This is a genomic window from Stenotrophomonas maltophilia, assembly GCF_025642255.1.
Lineage (GTDB): Bacteria > Pseudomonadota > Gammaproteobacteria > Xanthomonadales > Xanthomonadaceae > Stenotrophomonas > Stenotrophomonas maltophilia_P.
On record NZ_CP106759.1, the window covers coordinates 2,670,562 to 2,688,674 of the forward strand.

At 67.1% G+C, this 18,113-nt stretch carries 21 protein-coding genes; 11 read left to right on the forward strand and 10 right to left on the reverse strand.

Annotation, left to right across the window (positions count from 1 at the left end):
• Nucleotide 1: 1 nt before the first annotated feature.
• The 4 genes from N8888_RS12270 to N8888_RS12285 form a co-directional block, all read right to left on the reverse strand.
• A complete protein-coding gene (locus tag N8888_RS12270) occupies nt 2-2,281 on the reverse strand; it encodes a thiamine pyrophosphate-dependent enzyme (RefSeq protein ID WP_263175048.1) in 2,280 nt (759 codons plus the stop codon).
• Nucleotides 2,282-2,369: 88 nt separating this feature from the next.
• Nucleotides 2,370-3,029: a glutathione S-transferase family protein gene (locus N8888_RS12275; RefSeq protein WP_053515351.1), complete on the reverse strand. Its 660-nt coding sequence runs from the start codon at nt 3,027-3,029 to the stop codon at nt 2,370-2,372.
• A gap of 127 nt (nt 3,030-3,156) precedes the next feature.
• Complete coding sequence (locus tag N8888_RS12280; RefSeq protein ID WP_193396160.1) at nt 3,157-3,699, reverse strand: GNAT family N-acetyltransferase; 543 nt, start codon at nt 3,697-3,699, stop codon at nt 3,157-3,159.
• Nucleotides 3,700-3,808: 109 nt separating this feature from the next.
• Nucleotides 3,809-4,651, reverse strand: a complete 843-nt coding sequence (locus N8888_RS12285; RefSeq protein ID WP_053515348.1) for a glycine zipper 2TM domain-containing protein — start codon at nt 4,649-4,651, stop codon at nt 3,809-3,811.
• Nucleotides 4,652-4,813: 162 nt separating this feature from the next.
• Between N8888_RS12285 and N8888_RS12290 the strand changes: the two genes are divergently transcribed.
• Nucleotides 4,814-5,029 (forward strand): DUF6116 family protein, encoded by a 216-nt coding sequence (locus N8888_RS12290; protein WP_053515346.1) that lies wholly within the window; start codon nt 4,814-4,816, stop codon nt 5,027-5,029.
• Nucleotides 5,026-5,799: a TatD family hydrolase gene (locus N8888_RS12295; RefSeq protein WP_065175469.1), complete on the forward strand. Its 774-nt coding sequence runs from the start codon at nt 5,026-5,028 to the stop codon at nt 5,797-5,799. The genes N8888_RS12290 and N8888_RS12295 overlap by 4 nt, the downstream gene beginning before the upstream one ends.
• 35 nt (nt 5,800-5,834) lie before the next feature.
• Here N8888_RS12295 and N8888_RS12300 read toward each other — a convergent pair whose 3' ends face one another.
• Entirely contained in the window at nt 5,835-6,650 is an 816-nt protein-coding gene (locus N8888_RS12300) for a tRNA threonylcarbamoyladenosine dehydratase (RefSeq protein ID WP_263175052.1), read from the reverse strand.
• Between the two features lie 79 nt (nt 6,651-6,729).
• On the opposite strand from N8888_RS12300, the gene N8888_RS12305 reads away from it, so the two are divergent.
• Nucleotides 6,730-7,164 carry a hypothetical protein gene (locus tag N8888_RS12305; RefSeq protein WP_065175471.1) on the forward strand — a complete coding sequence of 145 codons (435 nt, stop codon included), beginning with the start codon at nt 6,730-6,732 and terminating at the stop codon, nt 7,162-7,164.
• A gap of 136 nt (nt 7,165-7,300) precedes the next feature.
• The gene (locus tag N8888_RS12310) at nt 7,301-7,795 is read left to right on the forward strand and encodes a glycine zipper 2TM domain-containing protein (protein WP_053516924.1); all 495 of its coding nucleotides are present in this window, start codon (nt 7,301-7,303) and stop codon (nt 7,793-7,795) included.
• A 72-nt stretch (nt 7,796-7,867) separates the two neighbouring features.
• On the opposite strand, the gene N8888_RS12315 is transcribed toward N8888_RS12310, so the two are convergent.
• Nucleotides 7,868-8,077, reverse strand: coding sequence for a cold-shock protein (locus N8888_RS12315; RefSeq protein ID WP_053516923.1), 210 nt, complete (start codon nt 8,075-8,077; stop codon nt 7,868-7,870).
• Nucleotides 8,078-8,313: 236 nt separating this feature from the next.
• Between N8888_RS12315 and N8888_RS12320 the strand changes: the two genes are divergently transcribed.
• The 3 genes from N8888_RS12320 to arsC all read left to right on the forward strand — a co-directional run bounded on the left by N8888_RS12320 (nt 8,314) and on the right by arsC (nt 10,415).
• Nucleotides 8,314-8,799 carry a DUF456 domain-containing protein gene (locus N8888_RS12320; protein WP_263175053.1) on the forward strand — a complete coding sequence of 162 codons (486 nt, stop codon included), beginning with the start codon at nt 8,314-8,316 and terminating at the stop codon, nt 8,797-8,799.
• Between the two features lie 120 nt (nt 8,800-8,919).
• The gene (locus N8888_RS12325; protein ID WP_164152661.1) at nt 8,920-10,074 is read left to right on the forward strand and encodes a phospholipase A; all 1,155 of its coding nucleotides are present in this window, start codon (nt 8,920-8,922) and stop codon (nt 10,072-10,074) included.
• Nucleotides 10,074-10,415 carry an arsenate reductase (glutaredoxin) gene (gene arsC / locus N8888_RS12330; protein WP_111187118.1) on the forward strand — a complete coding sequence of 114 codons (342 nt, stop codon included), beginning with the start codon at nt 10,074-10,076 and terminating at the stop codon, nt 10,413-10,415. Before N8888_RS12325 ends, arsC begins: the two co-directional genes overlap by 1 nt.
• A 66-nt stretch (nt 10,416-10,481) precedes the next feature.
• Here the strand turns inward: arsC and N8888_RS12335 are convergent, their stop codons facing one another.
• The 3 genes from N8888_RS12335 to N8888_RS12345 all read right to left on the reverse strand — a co-directional run bounded on the left by N8888_RS12335 (nt 10,482) and on the right by N8888_RS12345 (nt 13,142).
• Nucleotides 10,482-11,117: a glutathione S-transferase family protein gene (locus N8888_RS12335; protein WP_065181963.1), complete on the reverse strand. Its 636-nt coding sequence runs from the start codon at nt 11,115-11,117 to the stop codon at nt 10,482-10,484.
• Nucleotides 11,118-11,174: 57 nt separating this feature from the next.
• Nucleotides 11,175-11,516: a hypothetical protein gene (locus N8888_RS12340; protein ID WP_053516936.1), complete on the reverse strand. Its 342-nt coding sequence runs from the start codon at nt 11,514-11,516 to the stop codon at nt 11,175-11,177.
• Between the two features lie 108 nt (nt 11,517-11,624).
• Nucleotides 11,625-13,142, reverse strand: coding sequence for a fumarate hydratase (locus N8888_RS12345; protein ID WP_053516917.1), 1,518 nt, complete (start codon nt 13,140-13,142; stop codon nt 11,625-11,627).
• Nucleotides 13,143-13,300: 158 nt separating this feature from the next.
• On the opposite strand from N8888_RS12345, the gene N8888_RS12350 reads away from it, so the two are divergent.
• From N8888_RS12350 to N8888_RS12365, 4 genes are all read left to right on the forward strand, one after another.
• Nucleotides 13,301-14,197, forward strand: a complete 897-nt coding sequence (locus N8888_RS12350) for an RNA polymerase sigma-70 factor (protein ID WP_263175060.1) — start codon at nt 13,301-13,303, stop codon at nt 14,195-14,197.
• A gap of 36 nt (nt 14,198-14,233) precedes the next feature.
• A complete protein-coding gene (locus N8888_RS12355) occupies nt 14,234-14,683 on the forward strand; it encodes a carboxymuconolactone decarboxylase family protein (RefSeq protein ID WP_065181961.1) in 450 nt (149 codons plus the stop codon).
• Between the two features lie 118 nt (nt 14,684-14,801).
• On the forward strand, nt 14,802-16,652 hold the full coding sequence (locus N8888_RS12360; RefSeq protein WP_065181960.1) for an ABC transporter ATP-binding protein: 1,851 nt from the start codon (nt 14,802-14,804) through the stop codon (nt 16,650-16,652).
• Nucleotides 16,653-16,731: 79 nt separating this feature from the next.
• Nucleotides 16,732-17,511: a ferredoxin--NADP reductase gene (locus N8888_RS12365; protein WP_053516913.1), complete on the forward strand. Its 780-nt coding sequence runs from the start codon at nt 16,732-16,734 to the stop codon at nt 17,509-17,511.
• A 49-nt stretch (nt 17,512-17,560) separates the two neighbouring features.
• Here N8888_RS12365 and N8888_RS12370 read toward each other — a convergent pair whose 3' ends face one another.
• Nucleotides 17,561-18,052, reverse strand: coding sequence for a glutathione peroxidase (locus N8888_RS12370; protein ID WP_263175064.1), 492 nt, complete (start codon nt 18,050-18,052; stop codon nt 17,561-17,563).
• Nucleotides 18,053-18,113: the final 61 nt, after the last annotated feature.

The following is an 18,113-nucleotide window of genomic DNA, read 5'->3' on the forward strand; positions in this document are numbered from 1 at the left end:
ATCAGGGTTCCTGCGCCAGGTCGAGGGCGGCGCCAATCACCGCATTGTCGCTTGGAAGGCCGAACATTGCTGCCCCCGCCAGCGGCGTATAGGTATCGGCGCCGCAGACCCGACGCAGCGGCAGGTGACCGAAGCCGGCCTCGACCAGGGCCGTGACCACCCCCTCGCCCACGCCACCGCTGTGACGCCCCTCGTCCAGCACCAGCACGCGCCGCGCCGTGGCCGCCTGGGTGGCAATGAATCCGCCGTCCAGCGGCACCAGCCAGCGCAGATCGACCACCCTCACCTGCCACCCGAGCTGCTGGTCGATCACCCGCGCGGCACGCAGCGCCATCGGCACGCCATTGCCATAGGTGTAGATCACCAGATCCTGCGCCTCGGGGGCATACACCCGGCCCTCCCCCGGCAGCAGCGCCTGGCCCTGTTGCGGGTAGTCGAACAACCACTGGCCGTCACCCGGCTCGTGCAGGTCCTTGCTCATGTACAGCGCGATCGGCTCCAGGAACACCGCCACGCGGCCATCCACCCGGGCCAGCGCCGCCAACGTGCGCAGCATCATCACGGCATCGTCGCCACGCGAGGGACAGCCCACCACCAGGCCGGGAATGTCGCGCAGGGCGGTGATCGAATTGTCGTTGTGGAAATGGCCACCGAATCCCTTCTGGTAGCCCAGCCCTGCCACCCGCACTAGCATCGGGTTGCGGAACTGGTCATTGGAGAAGAACTGCAGCGAACACGCCTCGCCACGTATCTGGTCGATGGCATTGTGCAGGTAGGCCAGGTACTGGATCTCGGGGATCGGCAGCATGCCCATGTTGGCCAGCCCCTGCGCCATGCCCAGGATCATGGTCTCGTCCAGCAGCGTGTTGAACACCCGACGCGGGCCGAAACGACGCAGCAGGTCGCGGGTCAAGGTGTACACGCCTCCCTTCTGCGCCACATCCTCGCCGAACAACAGGCTTTGCGGATACTTGCACAGCAGTTCCTGCAGTCCGTGATTGATCTGGATGGCCAGATGACGCGGCGGTTGTCGCTCCGGCAATGCGTCGGCGCCGCCATACAGCGACAGTCGCGCCTCGTCCGCGACCGCGCGCCGGGCCTCGGCGTGCACCGCTGCAGGTGTATAGGGCGCCAGCGGTGCCATCACCTGCTCAAGGGACTGCAGCTTCGGCTGGCGCTCGGCGTCGGCGGCGGCCGCCATGCAGCGCACACGCATCGCTTCATAGGCCGCCTCGACGTCCGCGGCATCCATCCAGCCCGACTCCATCGCGATCTGCGCCGAGCGCAGCAGCGGATCCTGCGCCTCCGCCGCACACAGCTCCGGCAACGCGCGCCACTCCACCTCGAAATCGGTACCGGCATGCCCCATCAGCCGCGTGGTACGCAGGTGCAGGAAGGTCGGCCTGCGGGTTGTCCGGCAATGCTCGACCGCGGCCTGCACCTGCGCATGGCCGCTGGCCAGATCCAGCCCGTCAGCGAAGAAGTAGTCCAGTCCCGGCTGGCCGCCAAAGCGCTCGGCGATCCATCCTTCTGGTGTTTTCACCGAAATGCCCAGGCCATTGTCCTCGCAGACGAACAGGATGGGCGCCGGCAGTTTCTGGTAGGCCGACCACATGGCGGTGTTGAACGCCGTCTGTGCGGTGGCGTGATTGGCCGAGGCGTCGCCGAAGGAACAGACCACGATGCTGTCGGCCGGAATCGGCAACGGCTGGCCCAGGCGCTTGCCGCTCTCGATGGCCAACGCAGTGCCCAGCGCCTTGGGCAGGTGCGAGGCGATCGTCGAGGTCTGTGGCAACACCCACAGCGGCCGGCTGCCCCACACCTTGTGCCGGCCTCCGCTGGCAGGATCGTCGGCGCTGGCGGCGAACGACAGTGCCGCGTCGCGCACTGGATCCATGCCCGGCACCTGCCGCGCGCGCTCGGCCATGAAGGCGCCGGAGCGGTAGTGCAGGAACGCAGGATCGGTGTGCCGGCAGGCCCGCGCCAACAGCGCATTGCCCTCGTGTCCGGACGAGCCGATGGTGTAGAAGACCTTGTTCTGCACGCGCAGCACGCGTGCCATCAGGTCCAGCTGGCGGCTGGCCAGCTGCGAATCGAACAGGTCGGCAAAGGCCGCCGCGCTGAGCGTGCTGCCTGGCAGGATCGGCGCGTGCGGCGCGGGCCGTGGCCGTGGCGTGCCCCGCCAGCCGCGCACCGCCTCCAGGAAATTGACGTCGCACACTTCGGCGCGGTTGAGCCCGCGCATGCGCGCGGGAATGGGATCTGGAACCACAGCGAACATCGAACACCCTCCGTGTCGTTGTTGCGTAGCGTGGCGCGGGCCCGCCCGGCGCCCCCCGCAGTCGGCCTGCCCGACGCTCCCCTTGGAATCAGGCCACCGCGTTGAATCGCGCCAGCACCTCCGCGCCCACGGCCGGCATCGGCACGAACCGCGGCTGCGCCCGGACCCGCTGCAGCCAGGCCTGCACCTGCGGGAACGGATCAAGGCGGATGCCACCATCGCTGGCAACGTCGGTGTAGGCAAACAGCGCGATATCGGCGATGCCATAACTGCGGCCGGTGAACCAGGGCGACTGCCGCAGGTGCTGTTCCATCACCGCCAGTGCGGTGCTGGCGCGCTCCTGCAGGCGCGGCAGTTCGGCGCGCCGCGGGGAATCGGCCGGCGTCCAGCCACGGATGAAACGGGCCACCGCCACGCAGGGTTCATGCGTGTACTGCTCGAAGAACATCCAGCTCAACGCCTGCGCCCGCTCCCAGCCATCGCCGGGCAGGTAGGGCGTGCCCTCGGCCAGCCAGAACAGGATCGCGTTCGATTCGGTCAACACGCGGCCGTCCTCGCGCACGATCAACGGCACCTTCGCATTGGGATTCAATGCCAGGAACTCCGGCGTGTGGGTCTGGCCATGGGCGCTGTCCACCTCCACCCAGCGATAGCGGCTGCCGAGGTGTTCCAGCAGCATGCGCACCTTGTGGCAATTGCCTGAAACGGACATGCCATGCACCGTCAACGGAACGCGTTCTTCCACCATTGCCTGCTCCAGGAGACCCGGCCAACGACCGGTTGCGCGCAGTCTGGCAAGCGCGCCCGCCGATGCCAAGCGCGGGTGCAGCATGCCCACCGCGCAGCCCGCCGCTGGATGCAGCCCGTCGGGCCCCTCAGCGCACGCGCTGCTGCCACTGCTGGCGCGACTGCCCCCAGATCTGCATCGGTTTGCCCTGGTACGGCGGCGGCAGCTCGCCCATGCGCAGCAGCGTACTGCCCAGCTTGCGGGCCACGACACGGGAATTCTCGTTGTCCTCGGCAATGGTATGGATCACCTCCTCCCACCCGAGTGCGTTGAATGCCCAGTCGATCGCAGCGGTCGCCGCCTCCGGCGCGTAGCCCTTGCCCCAGCTGGCACGCCGGATGCTCCAGCCGACCTCTGTGCCCGGCCAGTCCTGTGGCTGCCAGGGCCCCATGCGACCGATCCACTCACCACTGGATTTCTCGATCACGCTGAACATCGAAAAGCCGAACAACTGCCACGCGCCAGCCAGGCTGCAGAATCCGCGCCATGCCACCGACGGTGGCTGCACTCCGCCCAGCGTGCGCATCACCTCTTCATCCGCGCAGAACGCCAGATAGGGCTCGAAATCCTCGCGGTGCGGCGGGCGCAGGATCAGGCGCTCGGTTTCCAGGCGCAGGTCGAAGATGCTCATGCCGACTCCAGGGCGATGACGGAGCGCCATCATCGCAAATGTCACCCGGCCACAAAAACAGACAGGCCGGCAGAAGCCGGCCTGTCGCCTGTCCGCTGCAGCGGCAGGATTACTGGCGGGTCGGTGCCGTGGCGCCGGCTGCCGCTGTCTGCGTGACCAGCTGGCCATCGACCACCGGCAGGCGATCGCTGGCTGGCTTGTTGTCCATGCGCACGGTCTTCTCGGCACCATCATAGCGGTAGGTCACGTTGTAACCCTTGACCACGTCGTTGGTGCCCATGGCGATGCGGTTGCCGGGCTTGCTGGCCATGCGCATGGTGCCGGTGGTGCCGTCCTCGTTGCGATAGGTGACGTTGTAGCCGGTGACACGGCTCGACTCGGAGGTGGCGGTCTCGGTGTGGCACTGGCGCTCGGTGCGGTTGACCACACGGCCACCGACGTGGCGCTTGTCCACCTGGTTGCCTATCAGGCCGCCGGCCACGGCACCGGCTGCGGTCGCCGCCTTCCTGCCATTGCCGCCGCCAACCTGATTACCCAGCAGGCCACCGATCACCGCGCCGGCGACGGTGCCACCGACGTTGCCATCACGCTCGGGCAGGCGTTCCTGCACGACCACATCCTGGCAGACCTCGTGCGGCGTCTGGGTGGTGGAGGTCTCGCGCACCGCGTCGGTGCCGATGACCGTGGCGTACGCCTTCTGCTTTTCGGTGATCGGGTCGACCTTCAGCACATCGGCATACTCCAGGCCGCGCGGCGCGGTGGCATCGAGCTGGTTGCCACGCGCACCATCGTCGGTGCCGCTGCCATCGGCCAGGCGCGATTCGCCGTTGGGGGCGCCGGCGCTGATGGAATCCGGCGACGGGTTGCCGCTCTTCATGAAGGCGGCCGTGGCGATACCACCCACCAGCAGCGCGCCCGCTGCGACCAGGACAGTTGTAGTTGTGCTTTTCATGACCTGCTCCTTGCGGACCGTCCGCAACGTTCTCGGCACAGATTGCAGCACGGCCTCCCTGAACGGAATCTCCACATTTCCTGCTCGTCGCCGTAACCCATTCAGCATCGGGAAATGCTGGGCCCGTGGTAGCGTTTGCATATTCACCAGGAGGATCCCGCCATGGCCAACCCGATGCTGCTGCCGGTACTGCAATGGGCGCGCCGGCTGCGCTACCCCACGCTGTTCAAGCTCACGGCAGGGCTGTTCGCGCTGACCCTGTTCATTCCCGATCCGCTTCCCTTCGTCGATGAGCTGGTGCTGGGCCTGGGCACACTGCTGCTGGCCAACTGGAAGAGCCGCGGCACCCGCACGCCGCCACCGCTGGAGCAGCGCTGAGCGTGCTGGTCGACAGCCATTGCCATCTCGATGCAGGCGAGTTCGACCCCGACCGTGCCGCCGTGATCGAGCGCGCGCGCGCGGCCGGGGTGCAGTTCCAGGTCGTGCCGGCCGTCACCGCCGCCAGCTGGCCGAAGCTGCGCGAGGTCTGCCAGCAGGCACCCGGCCTGTACCCCGCGTACGGGCTGCATCCGATGTTTCTTGCCGAGCATCGCGCCGGGCACCTTCCGCTGCTGCGGGAATGGATCGAGCGTGAGCGTCCGCGGGCGATCGGCGAATGCGGCCTGGATTATTTCGTGGAAGGCCTGGATGCGGAGGCGCAGCAGACCTATTTCACCGGCCAGCTGCGCTTGGCGCGCGACTTCGACCTGCCGGTGATCGTGCATGCGCGTCGGGCCGTGGATGCGGTGATCGCAGCGATCCGCCGCATCGGTGGCCTGCGCGGCGTGGTGCACAGTTTCTCCGGCAGCCCGGAGCAGGCGGCACAGCTGCATCGGCAGGGCTTCCTGCTGGGTCTGGGCGGCCCCCTGACCTACGAACGGGCACAGCGCCTGCAACGGCTGGTCCGGGAGATGCCGCTGGAGCAGCTGCTGCTGGAAACGGACGCGCCCGATCAGCCCGACGCGGCCATCCGCGGGCAGCGCAATGAGCCGGCACGCCTCTCGATCATCGCGCGCCACGTCGCGGCGTTGCGGCAGACCGACCTGGAGACGGTAGCGAGGACCACGACCGACAACGCGCGGCGGCTGTTCGCGCTGCCGGCCGCCTGATCGCCGTTTCGCCGGGCATGGCCCGGCGCTACCGGTCAAGCCTCAACGGATTCGGACTTGACCCTCTTCGGCTCCAGCAGCATTTCCAGCGCCTTGCCGACGGCGGCAAAGGCGAAGGCACCGGTGATATGGGTGGCTGCCCCCAGCCCTGCGCCGCAATCAAGCTTGAGCGCAGCGTCCGCCCCCAGGTTGGGACGGAGGCCGCAGACACTGCCATCGGCCTGCGGATACTTCACATTCTCCAGCGAGTACACCGCCGGCACGCCGAAGTAACGCTTGGCGTTCTTGGGGAAGTTGAACTCGCTGCGCAGCTTCTTGCGGATCAGCGCCAGCATCGCGTCGTGCTCGGTGCGCGAGACATCGCGGATGCGTACCAGGGTCGGATCGGTGCGGCCACCCGCGGCGCCGACCGTCAGCAGTGGCAGCTTGCGGCGGCGGCACCAGGCGATGGTCTCCACCTTGACCCGGAAGCTGTCGCAGGCATCGATCACCAGATCGAAGCGACGATCAAGCAGTTCCGCCATGTTGGCGGTGGTCAGGAACGCCTGCACCGCGTCGACATCGAGTTCCGGGTTGATCGCCCGGCAGCGCTCGGCCATGGCGTCGGCCTTGTTGCGCCCGTAATTGCCCTCCAGCGCCGGCAGCTGCCGGTTGGTGTTGGACACGCAGATGTCGTCCGCATCGATCAGGGTGAGATGGCCGACCGCCGAGCGCGCCAGCGCCTCGACCACCCACGAGCCGACCCCGCCCATGCCGACCACCGCTACGCGGCGGCCCTGCAGGCGCTCGAGCGCACCCACGCCATACAGCCGTTCGATGCCGGCGAAGCGTTGTTTGACCTGTTCGTTCATCGGTCTATTTTAACGTGCAGGGGCCGGCGTCCACAGCACGCCGGGTCGAACCTACCGTTGCACACCCGGAGAGCCCGCCATGAACGCCAGCCCCCCTCGCCCGCCGTCTTCCGCCTATCGCTACCTGTTCGTGCTCGCGCTGGGTCTGCTGATCGGCCTGATCGCCACGGTGATGGTCGGCCGCGCACTGCAGGCCCGCCGTGACCCCTTCCCGGACAGCCTGATGCAGGTAATGCAGCGGCAATCCCAGTTGCTGCAGCAGGCTCAACAGCAGAACCGCTGCAGCCTGGCCGACAGCGTGCCGCGCCTGCAGACGCTGCGCCTGCTCTCCAACGACCTGGACCTGGCCTTCCCCGGCCTGAAGGACAGCGCGCAGTTCCAGCAGCATGCCAGCCAGTACCGGGCCGGCCTCAATGCCGCCCTGGCGACGCCACCGGCAGACTGCACCGCGCTGGCCCAGGTGGTGCAGACGCTGCAGGCGGACTGCCGCGCCTGCCATCAGGATTTCCGTTGAACAGCGTTCATCCCGCAGCCGGTCATGGCGGCGTTGATTGGCGTCTTGTTCACGTTGGAAAGGAGACGATTCGCGCACCCTGCTGCATGACGCAGTACCACCCAACACATCCGCCTTCACGGCCAGGAGACGCCCCATGAAGATCCAGCTCATCGCCGCCAGTGCCATCGCCACCCTCGCCCTGGCCGGCTGCGCCACCTCGCCGGGTTACGGCGGCGGCGGCTACAACAATGGGTACAACAACGGCGGCTACGGCAACAACTCCGGCTACAACCAGGGCCGTTGCGCCGACTGTGGCATCGTCACCCGCATCAACACCGTGCAGTCCGGCCGCACTGCGCCCAGCGCGACCGGCGCGATCCTCGGCGGCATCGTGGGTGCGGTTGCCGGCCATGAGATCTCCGACCACACCGGCGGCAGCCGCGGCAACAAGAACATCGCCGCAGCGGCGGGTGCCGTGGGTGGCGCGCTGGCCGGCAACCAGATCCAGAAGAACGTGACCAGCGATACGTATGACATCAGCGTGCGCATGGATGACGGACGCACCATCGTCGTCAACCAGCGTGATCTGGGCGGCATCCGCGAAAACACCTACGTTCGCGTGGTCAACGGCCGGGTGATCCTGCGCTGATCCGCTGCCGGCCCCGGACAAAGAAAAAGGCCCGCTTGCGCGGGCCTTTTTCATGTGACGGCTGCAGACCGGTCAGATCGGCTGCACGGCGTCGGCCTGCAGGCCCTTCTGGCCCTGCACGACGGTGAAGGTGACCTTCTGGCCTTCCTTCAGGCTCTTGAAGCCCTGGGTCTGGATGGCGCGGAAGTGCACGAACACGTCTTCGCCGTTTTCACGGCTGATGAAGCCGAAGCCCTTTGCATCGTTGAACCACTTGACAGTACCGTTCTCGCGTTCGGACATCTCACTAACTCCCTGATGACTCTCTCTTGTTGTTGGAAACGCCTTGTGGGCGGCTGACAAGCAAGGGGGAAGCGAGGTGCATCGATGCAGCGGATCGGGAAGATCTTGCTTCATCAGGCCACGATCCACGGTGACCTTGCCAAGCTCAGCGACTGCAACTTAACCCGGCCAAAACGAAAAAGCAACTGGCAAAATCTTTCACTGTCAACCCCAAAAAGACAACCATACGGGACAGCATGGGCCTCTCATTCATCTTGTATCTGCTAGCGGTCATTTTTGTCCTGGTTGGTATAGCCGGCATCGTCCTGCCGGCACTTCCCGGCGTCCCGCTGGTGTTCGTCGGCCTGCTGCTGGCGGCGTGGGCCGACGGCTTCACCCATGTCGGCTGGCCGACCCTGCTGGTACTGGGCGTGCTGACCCTGCTTTCGCTGCTGGCCGATGTACTGGCCACGGTGGTCGGGGCCCAGCGCGTAGGCGCCAGTCGCAAGGCGCTGTGGGGCACCTTCATCGGCAGCATCGCCGGACTGTTCTTCATGCCCATCGGCCTGTTCGCCGGCCCGCTGGTCGGCGCTCTGCTGGGCGAGTACTGGCACACGCGCGAGCTGGGCCGCTCGACCAAGGTTGGCCTCGCCACCTGGCTGGGCATCCTGCTGGGCCTGGCGCTGAAACTGGCGGTGGTCATCGCGATGCTGGGGCTGTTCGCGTTCGCCTGGTTCCTGTAACGCACGATCTTCACGCCACGCGCACACCTGCGCCGGGCATAACTCCGTGGGGCTGGCCGTTGCTGCGGGCAGCCGCCACACTGTGCGTCTTCCCGTAGTCATCCCGAAGGGCCTGCTGCAATGACCCTCCCGCCGTTGTTCCCCCGTCTGGCGCCGTTGGCGCTTGCCCTGGCCAGCGCGCCGCTGGCCGCGCAGGAAATCGCGCCTGCCACGACCACCACGCCGGCCGGTTGCGCGGCCATTGAAACCGACGCCGCCCGGCTGTCGTGCTACGACCGCCTGTTCGGCCGTAACGCTCCGGCCACTGCCGAAGCCGATGCCGCCGCGCAGCAGGCTGCGCAGGCGCTGCGCGAACAGCGTCGCGCCGCCCGCCTGAGCCAGGGCGAAGAGAACCTGCGGGCGCGGGTCGGCGATGTGCTGCGCCCCGCCCCCGACGACAGCGCCCTGGCCAATGCAGGCCGCGGTTCCCTGCTGGACAGCCGCTGGGAACTGGCGGAAGACTCGAAGCTGGGACCGTTCCAGCTGCGGGCCTACAAGCCGGTGTACCTGCTGCCGGCGTTCTGGACCAGCGACAAGAACCAGATGCCGCAGTCGCCGAATCCGGCCAACAGCGTGACCGAGCCGCAGGCGCTGGACAGTGCCGAGCTGAAGTTCCAGATCAGCTTCAAGACCAAGATCGCCGAGAATCTGTTCGGCGACAACGGCGACATCTGGGCCGGCTATACCCAGAGCTCGCGCTGGCAGGCCTACAACGCCGAGAATTCGCGCCCGTTCCGCGAGACCAATTACGAGCCGGAAGTGATGATGGTGTTCCGCAACGGCTACTCCATTGGTGGCTGGCGCGGACGCATGACCGGCATCAGCCTCAACCATCAGTCCAACGGCCGCGCCGATCCCCTTTCGCGCAGCTGGAACCGGGTGATGCTCAACGTCGGGCTGGACCGCGAGAACTGGGCGCTGGTGCTGCGGCCCTGGTACCGCATTCCCGAAACGCGCAGCGATGACAACAACCCGGACATCGAGGATTACATGGGCCGCGGCGACGCGACCCTGATCTGGAACCGCAATGGCCACGAAGTGTCCCTGATGGCGCGCCATTCGCTGCGTACCGGCGACCGTTCGCATGGCGCCCTGCAGCTCGACTACGGTTTCCCGATCAGCAACCTGCTGCGCGGCCACATCCAGGTCTTCGACGGATACGGCGAAAGCCTGATCGACTACAACCACAAGGCCACCTACGTGGGCGTGGGCGTGTCGCTGCTGGAATGGTTCTGATGGGCGTGACGATCTGGCACAACCCGGCGTGCAGCAATTCGCGCGGCGCACTGAAGCTCATCCGCGACGCCGGCATCGAGCCGGAGGTGATCGAGTACCTGCAGGCACCGCCCGACGTGGCGACCCTGCGCCAGCTGCTTGCCGAATCCGGGCTGGCTGCCGCCGACCTGGTGCGCAGCAAGGAACCGGAGTTTGCCGGTCTGGCGCTGGCCGGGGCCGATGAGGCGACCCTGCTGGCGGCGATGGCGACGCACCCGCGCCTGATCAACCGGCCCGTGGTGCGCACGGCCAAGGGCACGCGCCTGTGCCGCCCGCCGGAAACGGTGCTGGAGATCCTGTAGCCCGGACGCACCACCCGGCAGCGCCGGGCCATGCCCGGCGGCACGCGCTCGGCTCAACGCCGGCGATCACCGCCAGTCGCTGATGCCTTCGCGTCGATAGACTTCCGCGAAGGCGGGGCGCGCCTTCAGCGCGGTTGCGTGCGCCTTCAGCACCGGCCAGGTGTCAGTGGGCCGGGGCATGTTGCGCGACCAGCGCATCAGCATCACCAGCATGAAATCGACCACGCTGGGCGCGTCGCCCAGCAGGTAAGGCCCGTGCGCCTGCAGGTGCGCCGCCACATGCTGCCAGGCCGCCTCCAGCTGCTGCCGGGCCATCGCACGTGTTGCCTCCACGCAGGCCTCGCCCGCCGCTTCGTGCGGATAGAACCATGCACGATAGGCAGGCTGCAGGGTGTTGGCGCACCAGAACATCCAGCGATAGGCCTCGCCCCGCGCGGGCGTGCCCACGGCCGGCAGCAACCCCGCTTCGGGATGGCGGTCGGCCAGGTACAGCGCGATGGCCGCTGCCTCGGTCAACAGCAGGCCATCGATCCTCAGGGTCGGCACCCTCCCGGCCGGATTCAACGCCAGGTAGTCCGCCGCCTTGTGCTCGCGCCTGTCGAAATCCAGCAGCACCAGTTCGTGCTCGATGCCCAGTTCGATCAGCAGCCAGTGCACGACCAGCGAAGCGGTACTCGACGAACCATACAGGGTGGTGCTCATGCGCGGGATCCGTTGCGGGTGGAGCCAGCGATTATGCGCCCGCCCGGCGGCCACTGCTCAACCGCAGCTGCTCATGCAGGTGTCGCGACGTTCGCCGCAGCTCATCATCGGCTGCCGCAGCGTGCAGTCATGCGCCTTCAGTTCGCACGAGCGGCGCAGATCGGCATTGGCGATGTCCTTGCAGCGCTTGTCGGCAGCCGGAGCCATCTGCTGTTCGCAGCTGCTCTGCCGACTGCCCAGGCTGTCCGCCTGCGCCATGCAGCTGCGATGGCTGGCCTGGCACTGCATGCGGCATTGCGCCGATGCGCTGAAATCCGCTCCTTCATACGAAGAGGAGGTGCTGCTGCAGCCGGCCAGTGCGAACAGCCCGGCAAGCGCGAAGTTCCGTAACAGCGGCATGAACGTTCCCGGTTCGAGTCGCATGGAAACTAGCAGATGTTCCGTGCCGGCTCGTTAAACGACAAACGGCGCCAACAGGCGCCGTTTGCCACCAAGCGTGTGCCGCGCTTACTCCACCACCACCGGAATCTTGCCGATGCGGGCCTGCCATTCGCGCGGGCCGGTCTTGTGCACCGATTCACCGGTAGAGTCGACCGCCACCGTCACCGGCATGTCCTGCACGGTGAACTCGTAGATCGCTTCCATGCCGAGGTCGGCAAACCCGACCACCTTGGCCGCCTTGATCGCCTTGGACACCAGGTAGGCCGAGCCACCGACCGCCATCAGGTACGCCGACTTGTTGTCACGGATCGCCTCGATCGCAGCCGGGCCGCGCTCGGCCTTGCCGACCATGCCCAGCAGACCGGTCTGTTCCAGCACCTGGCGGGTGAACTTGTCCATGCGCGTTGCCGTGGTCGGCCCGGCCGGACCGACCACTTCGTCGCGCACCGGATCGACCGGGCCGACGTAGTAGATGAAGCGTCCCTTCAGATCGACCGGCAGTTCCTCGCCCTTGTTGAGCATGTCGACCATGCGCTTGTGCGCGGCGTCGCGGCCGGTCAGCAGCTTGCCGTTGAGCAGAAGCGTCTGGCCCGGCTTCCAGCTGGCCACATCTTCCGGGGTGATCGTATCCAGGTCCACCCGGGTGCCCTTGGAGGCGTCGTAGGTCAGCTTCGGCCAGTCCTCCAGCGACGGCGGATCCAGCATCACCGGACCGCTGCCATCCAGGGTGAAGTGCGCGTGGCGGGTCGCGGCGCAGTTCGGGATCATCGCCACCGGCAGGTTGGCCGCGTGGGTCGGGTAATCGTTGATCTTGATGTCCAGCACCGTGGTCAGGCCACCCAGGCCCTGGGCGCCGATGCCCAGCGCATTGACCTTCTCGTACAGCTCCAGGCGCAGCTCTTCGATCCGGTTGGACGCTCCACGGGCCTGCAGCTCGGTGATGTCGATCGGCTCCATCAGCGCTTCCTTGGCCAGCAGCATGGCCTTCTCCGCGGTGCCGCCGATGCCGATGCCCAGCATGCCCGGCGGGCACCAGCCGGCCCCCATGGTCGGCACGGTCTTGAGCACCCAGTCGACGATGGAGTCGGACGGATTGAGCATGGCGAACTTGGTCTTGGCTTCCGAACCGCCGCCCTTTGCGGCCACGATCACATCCACCTTGTTGCCCGGCACGACCTTGACGTTGACCACGCCCGGGGTGTTGTCCTTCGTGTTGATGCGCTTGCCGGCCGGATCCGCCAGCACCGAAGCACGCAGCTTGTTGTCCGGATGCAGATAGGCGCGGCGCACGCCTTCATTGGCCATGTCTTCCACGCCCATGGTGGCGTCGTCCCAGCGCACATCCATGCCGATTTCCAGGAACACGGTGACGATGCCGGTGTCCTGGCAGATCGGACGATGGCCTTCGGCGCACATCCGCGAATTGATCAGGATCTGGGCCATCGCCTCCTTCGCGGCCGGCGACTCCTCGCGCTCGTAGGCAGCGGCGAGATTCTTGATGTAGTCGACCGGGTGGTAGTACGAGATGTACTGCAGCGCGTCGGCGATGGACTGGATGAGGTCTTCCTGCTTGATCGATGTCACGGCTTGCTCGCTTGCTCGAGGCTGGCGGGGGTAATCCGCCCATTTTACCCCCTCCCCGGCTGCGGGTAGAGTCTGTGGGGTCAGAACCCTTTCCCGGGGAAAGGGATCTGACCCCAAGCCCTTGTCACGCCCCTGCCTGCTGCGGCGTCCTTGCCCGCATGAACGCCGAAACCGCCTTCCAGACCCACCGTCCGCGCCTGATGGCCCTCGCCTACCGCCTGCTGGGCAGCCGCGCCGACGCCGAGGACGTCGTCCAGGACGCCTGGCTGCGCTGGTCCGGCGCCGACCCGGCCAGCGTCCGCGATGCCGAGGCATGGCTGGTCACCACCACCACGCGCCTGGGACTGGACCGTCTGCGTGCGGCCAAGCGCGAGCGCGCGCATTACGTGGGCCCGTGGCTGGCTGAACCGATGGCGGTCACCCTGGAGCCGGACCCGGCGCCCGGCCCGGCCCAGTTGCATGCCCTGGCTGATGATGTATCGGTGGCCTTCCTGACCCTGCTTGAACAGCTCGGCCCGGAGGAACGCGCCGCGTTCCTGCTGAAGGAAGCGTTCGACCACGACTATCGCGAGATCGCCGACCTGATCGGCCACAGCGAGGCCAACTGCCGGCAACTGGTGCACCGGGCCCGGCAGCGGCTGCACGCCGGCCGGCCGCGCTTCAATGCCGACGCCGGCCAGCACCGGCAGTTGCTGGCACGCTTCATGGATGCGTCGCAGCGTGGCGACAGCGAGGCGATCCAGGCCCTGCTGCATGCCAACGCGCTGATGGTCTCCGATGGAGGCGGCGTGGTCACCGCAGCGGTGCGCCCGCTGCGGGGTGCCGAACGCATCGGCCGCCTGTTCTGGGCCATTGCCCGCCGCGGCGGCACGCACCCGGCCCGGCTTGGCTACGTCAACGGCGAGCCGGCGATCCTGGGCTTCGACGGCGATCGCCTGCATTCGGTCACCACCATCGAGGTGATCGATGGCCGCATCGCGCGCCTGTACAGCGTGCTCAATCCGGAAAAACTGCCCGCGGTTGTCACGCACGCAGACGCGGCGGCGTCCTGGTAAGGGAAGGCGGCCATCGGGGCCGCCGTGGAGCCCACGATGTCCAACCCCGCCTCACCCCGCGTTCCCTATACCCGCTTGGCCGCCAAGGCTTTCAAGGGCCTGCTCGATACCAGCCAGGCAGTGCATGACAGTTCGATCGATCCGACCCTGATGGAACTGGTGTTCCTGCGCGTGTCGCAGCTCAACGGCTGCGGCTACTGCATGGACATGCACGGGACGGCGCTGCGCAAGAGTGGCATCGAGCCGCGCAAGCTGGACACCCTGCCCGCCTGGCACGAAAGCCGCTTCTTCGATGCGCGTGAGCGCGCTGCGCTGGGCTGGGCCGAGGCCCTGACCCGGCTCACCGACGCCGCGCCATCGCAGGCAGCGTTCGATGCGCTGGCACCGCACTTCGATGAGAAGGGCATCAGCGACCTGAGCATGGGCATCGCGGTGATCAACGCCTGGAACCGCCTCGGCGCCGGCCTGCTGCCGCCGCTGCCCTGATCCACAAGAGTGCGGGGCCTCGCCCAGCGCGGCTCCGCACCGGTGGCGCGCTGACGCGCGCTCCCTGCGGGCGTCGCATTCATGCCTTCGCCACGGCTCCGGCGCGCACAATGGCGACATGCCTTCAGCCGAAAAGAAACCCAGCCTGCGCCAGCGCTTCAATGCGATGCGCAACGTGCCACCGTTCCTGCGGCTGGTGTGGAAGACCAGCCCCGCACTGACCCTGGTGAGCCTGGGGCTGCGCCTGATCCGTGCCCTGCTGCCTGTCGCCATGCTGTATGTGGGCAAGCTGATCATCGACAGCGCGCTGCAGCTGAGCCGGCACGACGCCGGCTTTCCGCCGCTGGGCGAGGCCCTGGCCAGCGGCCTGCTCAATCCGCTGCTCGGGTTGCTGGCCCTGGAGCTGGGCCTGGCCATCGTCTCCGACCTGCTGGGCCGGATGGTGGCCTACGCCGATGCCCTGCTGTCGGAGCTGTTCGCCAACGCCACCAGCATCCGGCTGATGGAGCACGCCGCAACGCTGGATCTGGAGGACTTCGAGGATCCGGACCTGCAGGACAAGCTGGACCGCGCACGACGCCAGACGATGGGCCGGATGAACCTGATGAGCCAGCTGTTCGGCCAGGTGCAGGACGCCATCACGGTGGTCAGCCTGGCGGTGGGCCTGCTGGTCTACGCGCCGTGGCTGATCCTGCTGCTGGCGCTGGCCCTGGTGCCTGCCTTCATCGGCGAATCGCACTTCAACGCCGCCGGCTACAGCCTGAATTTCCAATGGACGCCCGAGCGCCGCCAGCTCGACTACCTGCGCCAGCTCGGCGCCAGCGTGGAGACGGCCAAGGAAGTGAAGATCTACAACCTGCACCGCTTCCTGGTGGAGCGTTACAGGAGCCTGTCGGTGGCGCTGTTCAAGGCCAACCGGGCGTTGGCCCGGCGCCGTGCCTTGTGGGGCACCCTGCTGGCCGCGCTGGGCACGCTGGGTTATTACACCGCCTACGCCTACATCGCCTGGCGCACGGTGCGCGGCGATTTCTCGATCGGCGACCTGACCTTCCTCGCCGGCAGCTTCCTGCGCCTGCGCCAGCTCCTGGAGGGCCTGCTGATCGGCTTCTCGCAGGTGGCCAGCCAAGCCCTGTACCTGGACGATCTGTTCTCGTTTTTCCAGATCCAGCCGGAGATCCATTCGCGCGAGGGCGCCGCAGCCGTGCCGCAGCCCATCCGCCAGGGCTTCGTGTTCGAGAACGTCGGCTTCCGCTATCCCGATGCCGAGCAATGGGCCGTCCGCCACCTCGATTTCCAGCTGCATGCCGGCGAAGTGCTGGCACTGGTCGGCGAGAACGGTGCCGGCAAGACCACGCTGGTCAAACTGCTGGCACGGCTGTACGAGCCTGACGAGGGGCGCATCCTGCTCGACGGCCGGGACCTGCGCGACTATGACCTGGATGACCTGCGCGCCAATCTCGGGGTGATCTTCCAGGACTTCGTGCGCTACAACCTGAGCGCCGGGGAGAACATCGGCGTTGGCCAGGTCGAGGCGATGGCGGACCGGGAACGGGTTGCCGATGCCGCGCGCCGGGGCATGGCCCAGGAAGTGATCGAGTCGCTGCCACGCGGCTACGACCAGCTGATCGGGCGTCGCTTCAAGGAGGGCGTGGACCTCTCCGGCGGGCAGTGGCAGAAGATCGCCATCGCCCGCGCGTGGATGCGCAATGCGCAGGTGATGATCCTGGACGAGCCGACCGCAGCGCTGGATGCGCGCAGCGAGTTCGAGGTATTCCAGCGGTTCAGGGAACTGGCGGACAATCGCACTGCCGTACTCATCTCCCATCGCTTCTCGTCGGTGCGCATGGCCGACCGCATCCTGGTGCTGGCCGATGGCCGGATCGAGGCCAGCGGCACCCACGAGCAGCTGATGGCCCAGGGCGGCCGCTACGCCGAGCTGTTCGAGCTGCAGGCCGCCGGCTACCGCTGAGAACGCCTCTCGTTCCGCCTAATGAGAACCTGTCTCATTTGAGATAGAATTACCCCGACGACTTCCAACAGATACGCCCATGTCTTCCGCTTTCGGCGCCGAAACGGTGCTTGAGGTCCGCCACTGGACCGATGCCTACTTCAGCTTCACCCTCACCCGCGACAGCGGTTTCCGCTTCGAGAACGGCCAGTTCGTGATGATCGGCCTGGAAACCGACGCCCGGCCGCTGCTGCGCGCCTACTCCATCGCCAGCGCGAACTGGGAAGAGCAGCTGGAGTTCTTCAGCATCAAGGTGCAGGACGGCCCCCTGACCTCGCGCCTGCAGCACATCAAGCCCGGCGACAAGGTTCTGGTAGGCAAGAAGCCCACCGGCACCCTGCTGATCAGCGATCTGCATCCCGGCAGGAACCTGTACCTGCTGGGCACGGGCACCGGCCTGGCGCCCTGGCTGTCGATCATCAAGGACCCGGAGACCTACGAGCGTTTCGAGAAGGTGATCCTGTGCCACGGCGTGCGCTACGAGAAGGACCTGGCGTACCGCGACTATTTCGAGAAGGACCTGCGTGAGCACGAGTTCCTCGGCGAGATGATCGGCGACAAGCTGTTGTACTACCCGGCCGTCACCCGCGAACCGTTCGCCAACCAGGGGCGCCTGACCTCGCTGATGGAAAGCGGGGAAATGCAGCGCACCCTGGGCCTGCCGGAACTGAGCCCGGAGAATGACCGCGCGATGATCTGCGGCAGCCCGCAGATGCTGGCCGACCTGCGCACGGTGCTCGACGCCCGTGGCTTCCAGGTCTCCCCGCGCATCGGCCAGCCGGGTCACTACGTGTTCGAGCGCGCCTTCGTCGAGAAGTGACCCGTAGCGCCGGGCCTGCGTCCGGCGCTGCTGCGGGAAGCGGCAGCCCTTACTGCCGGGACTGCAACGCTTTCTCGATGTCCCCGCGAAGGCTTTCCGGCTTGTCGGTCGGCGCGTAGCGTTTCAGCACCTGCCCGTCGCGTCCGACCAGGAACTTGCTGAAGTTCCATTTGATCGCGCTCAGCCCCAGCAGGCCGGTCTTCTCGGACTTCAGCCACTTCCACAGCGGGTGTGCACCGTCGCCGTTGACCTGGATCTTCTCCGACAGCGGGAAGTCCACTGCATAGGTCAGCGCACAGAAGCTGCGGATCTCCTCGGCATTGCCCGGTTCCTGGTGGCCGAACTGGTCGCAGGGGAAGCCGATCACCACCAGGCCCTTCGGGCCGTACTCGCGCCACAGCGCCTCCAGTCCCTCGTACTGCGGGGTGAAACCGCACTTGCTGGCCACGTTGACCAGCAGCAGCGCCTTGCCGCGGTACTGCTCCAGGGCCTGCGGCTGGCCGTCCAGGTCGGCGAAACCGAAATCGAACGCAGTGGTCATGGCAGATCTCCGCAATGGGGGGTTCCGATGGTATCCCCGCCCATGCCTTTCGACACAAGCC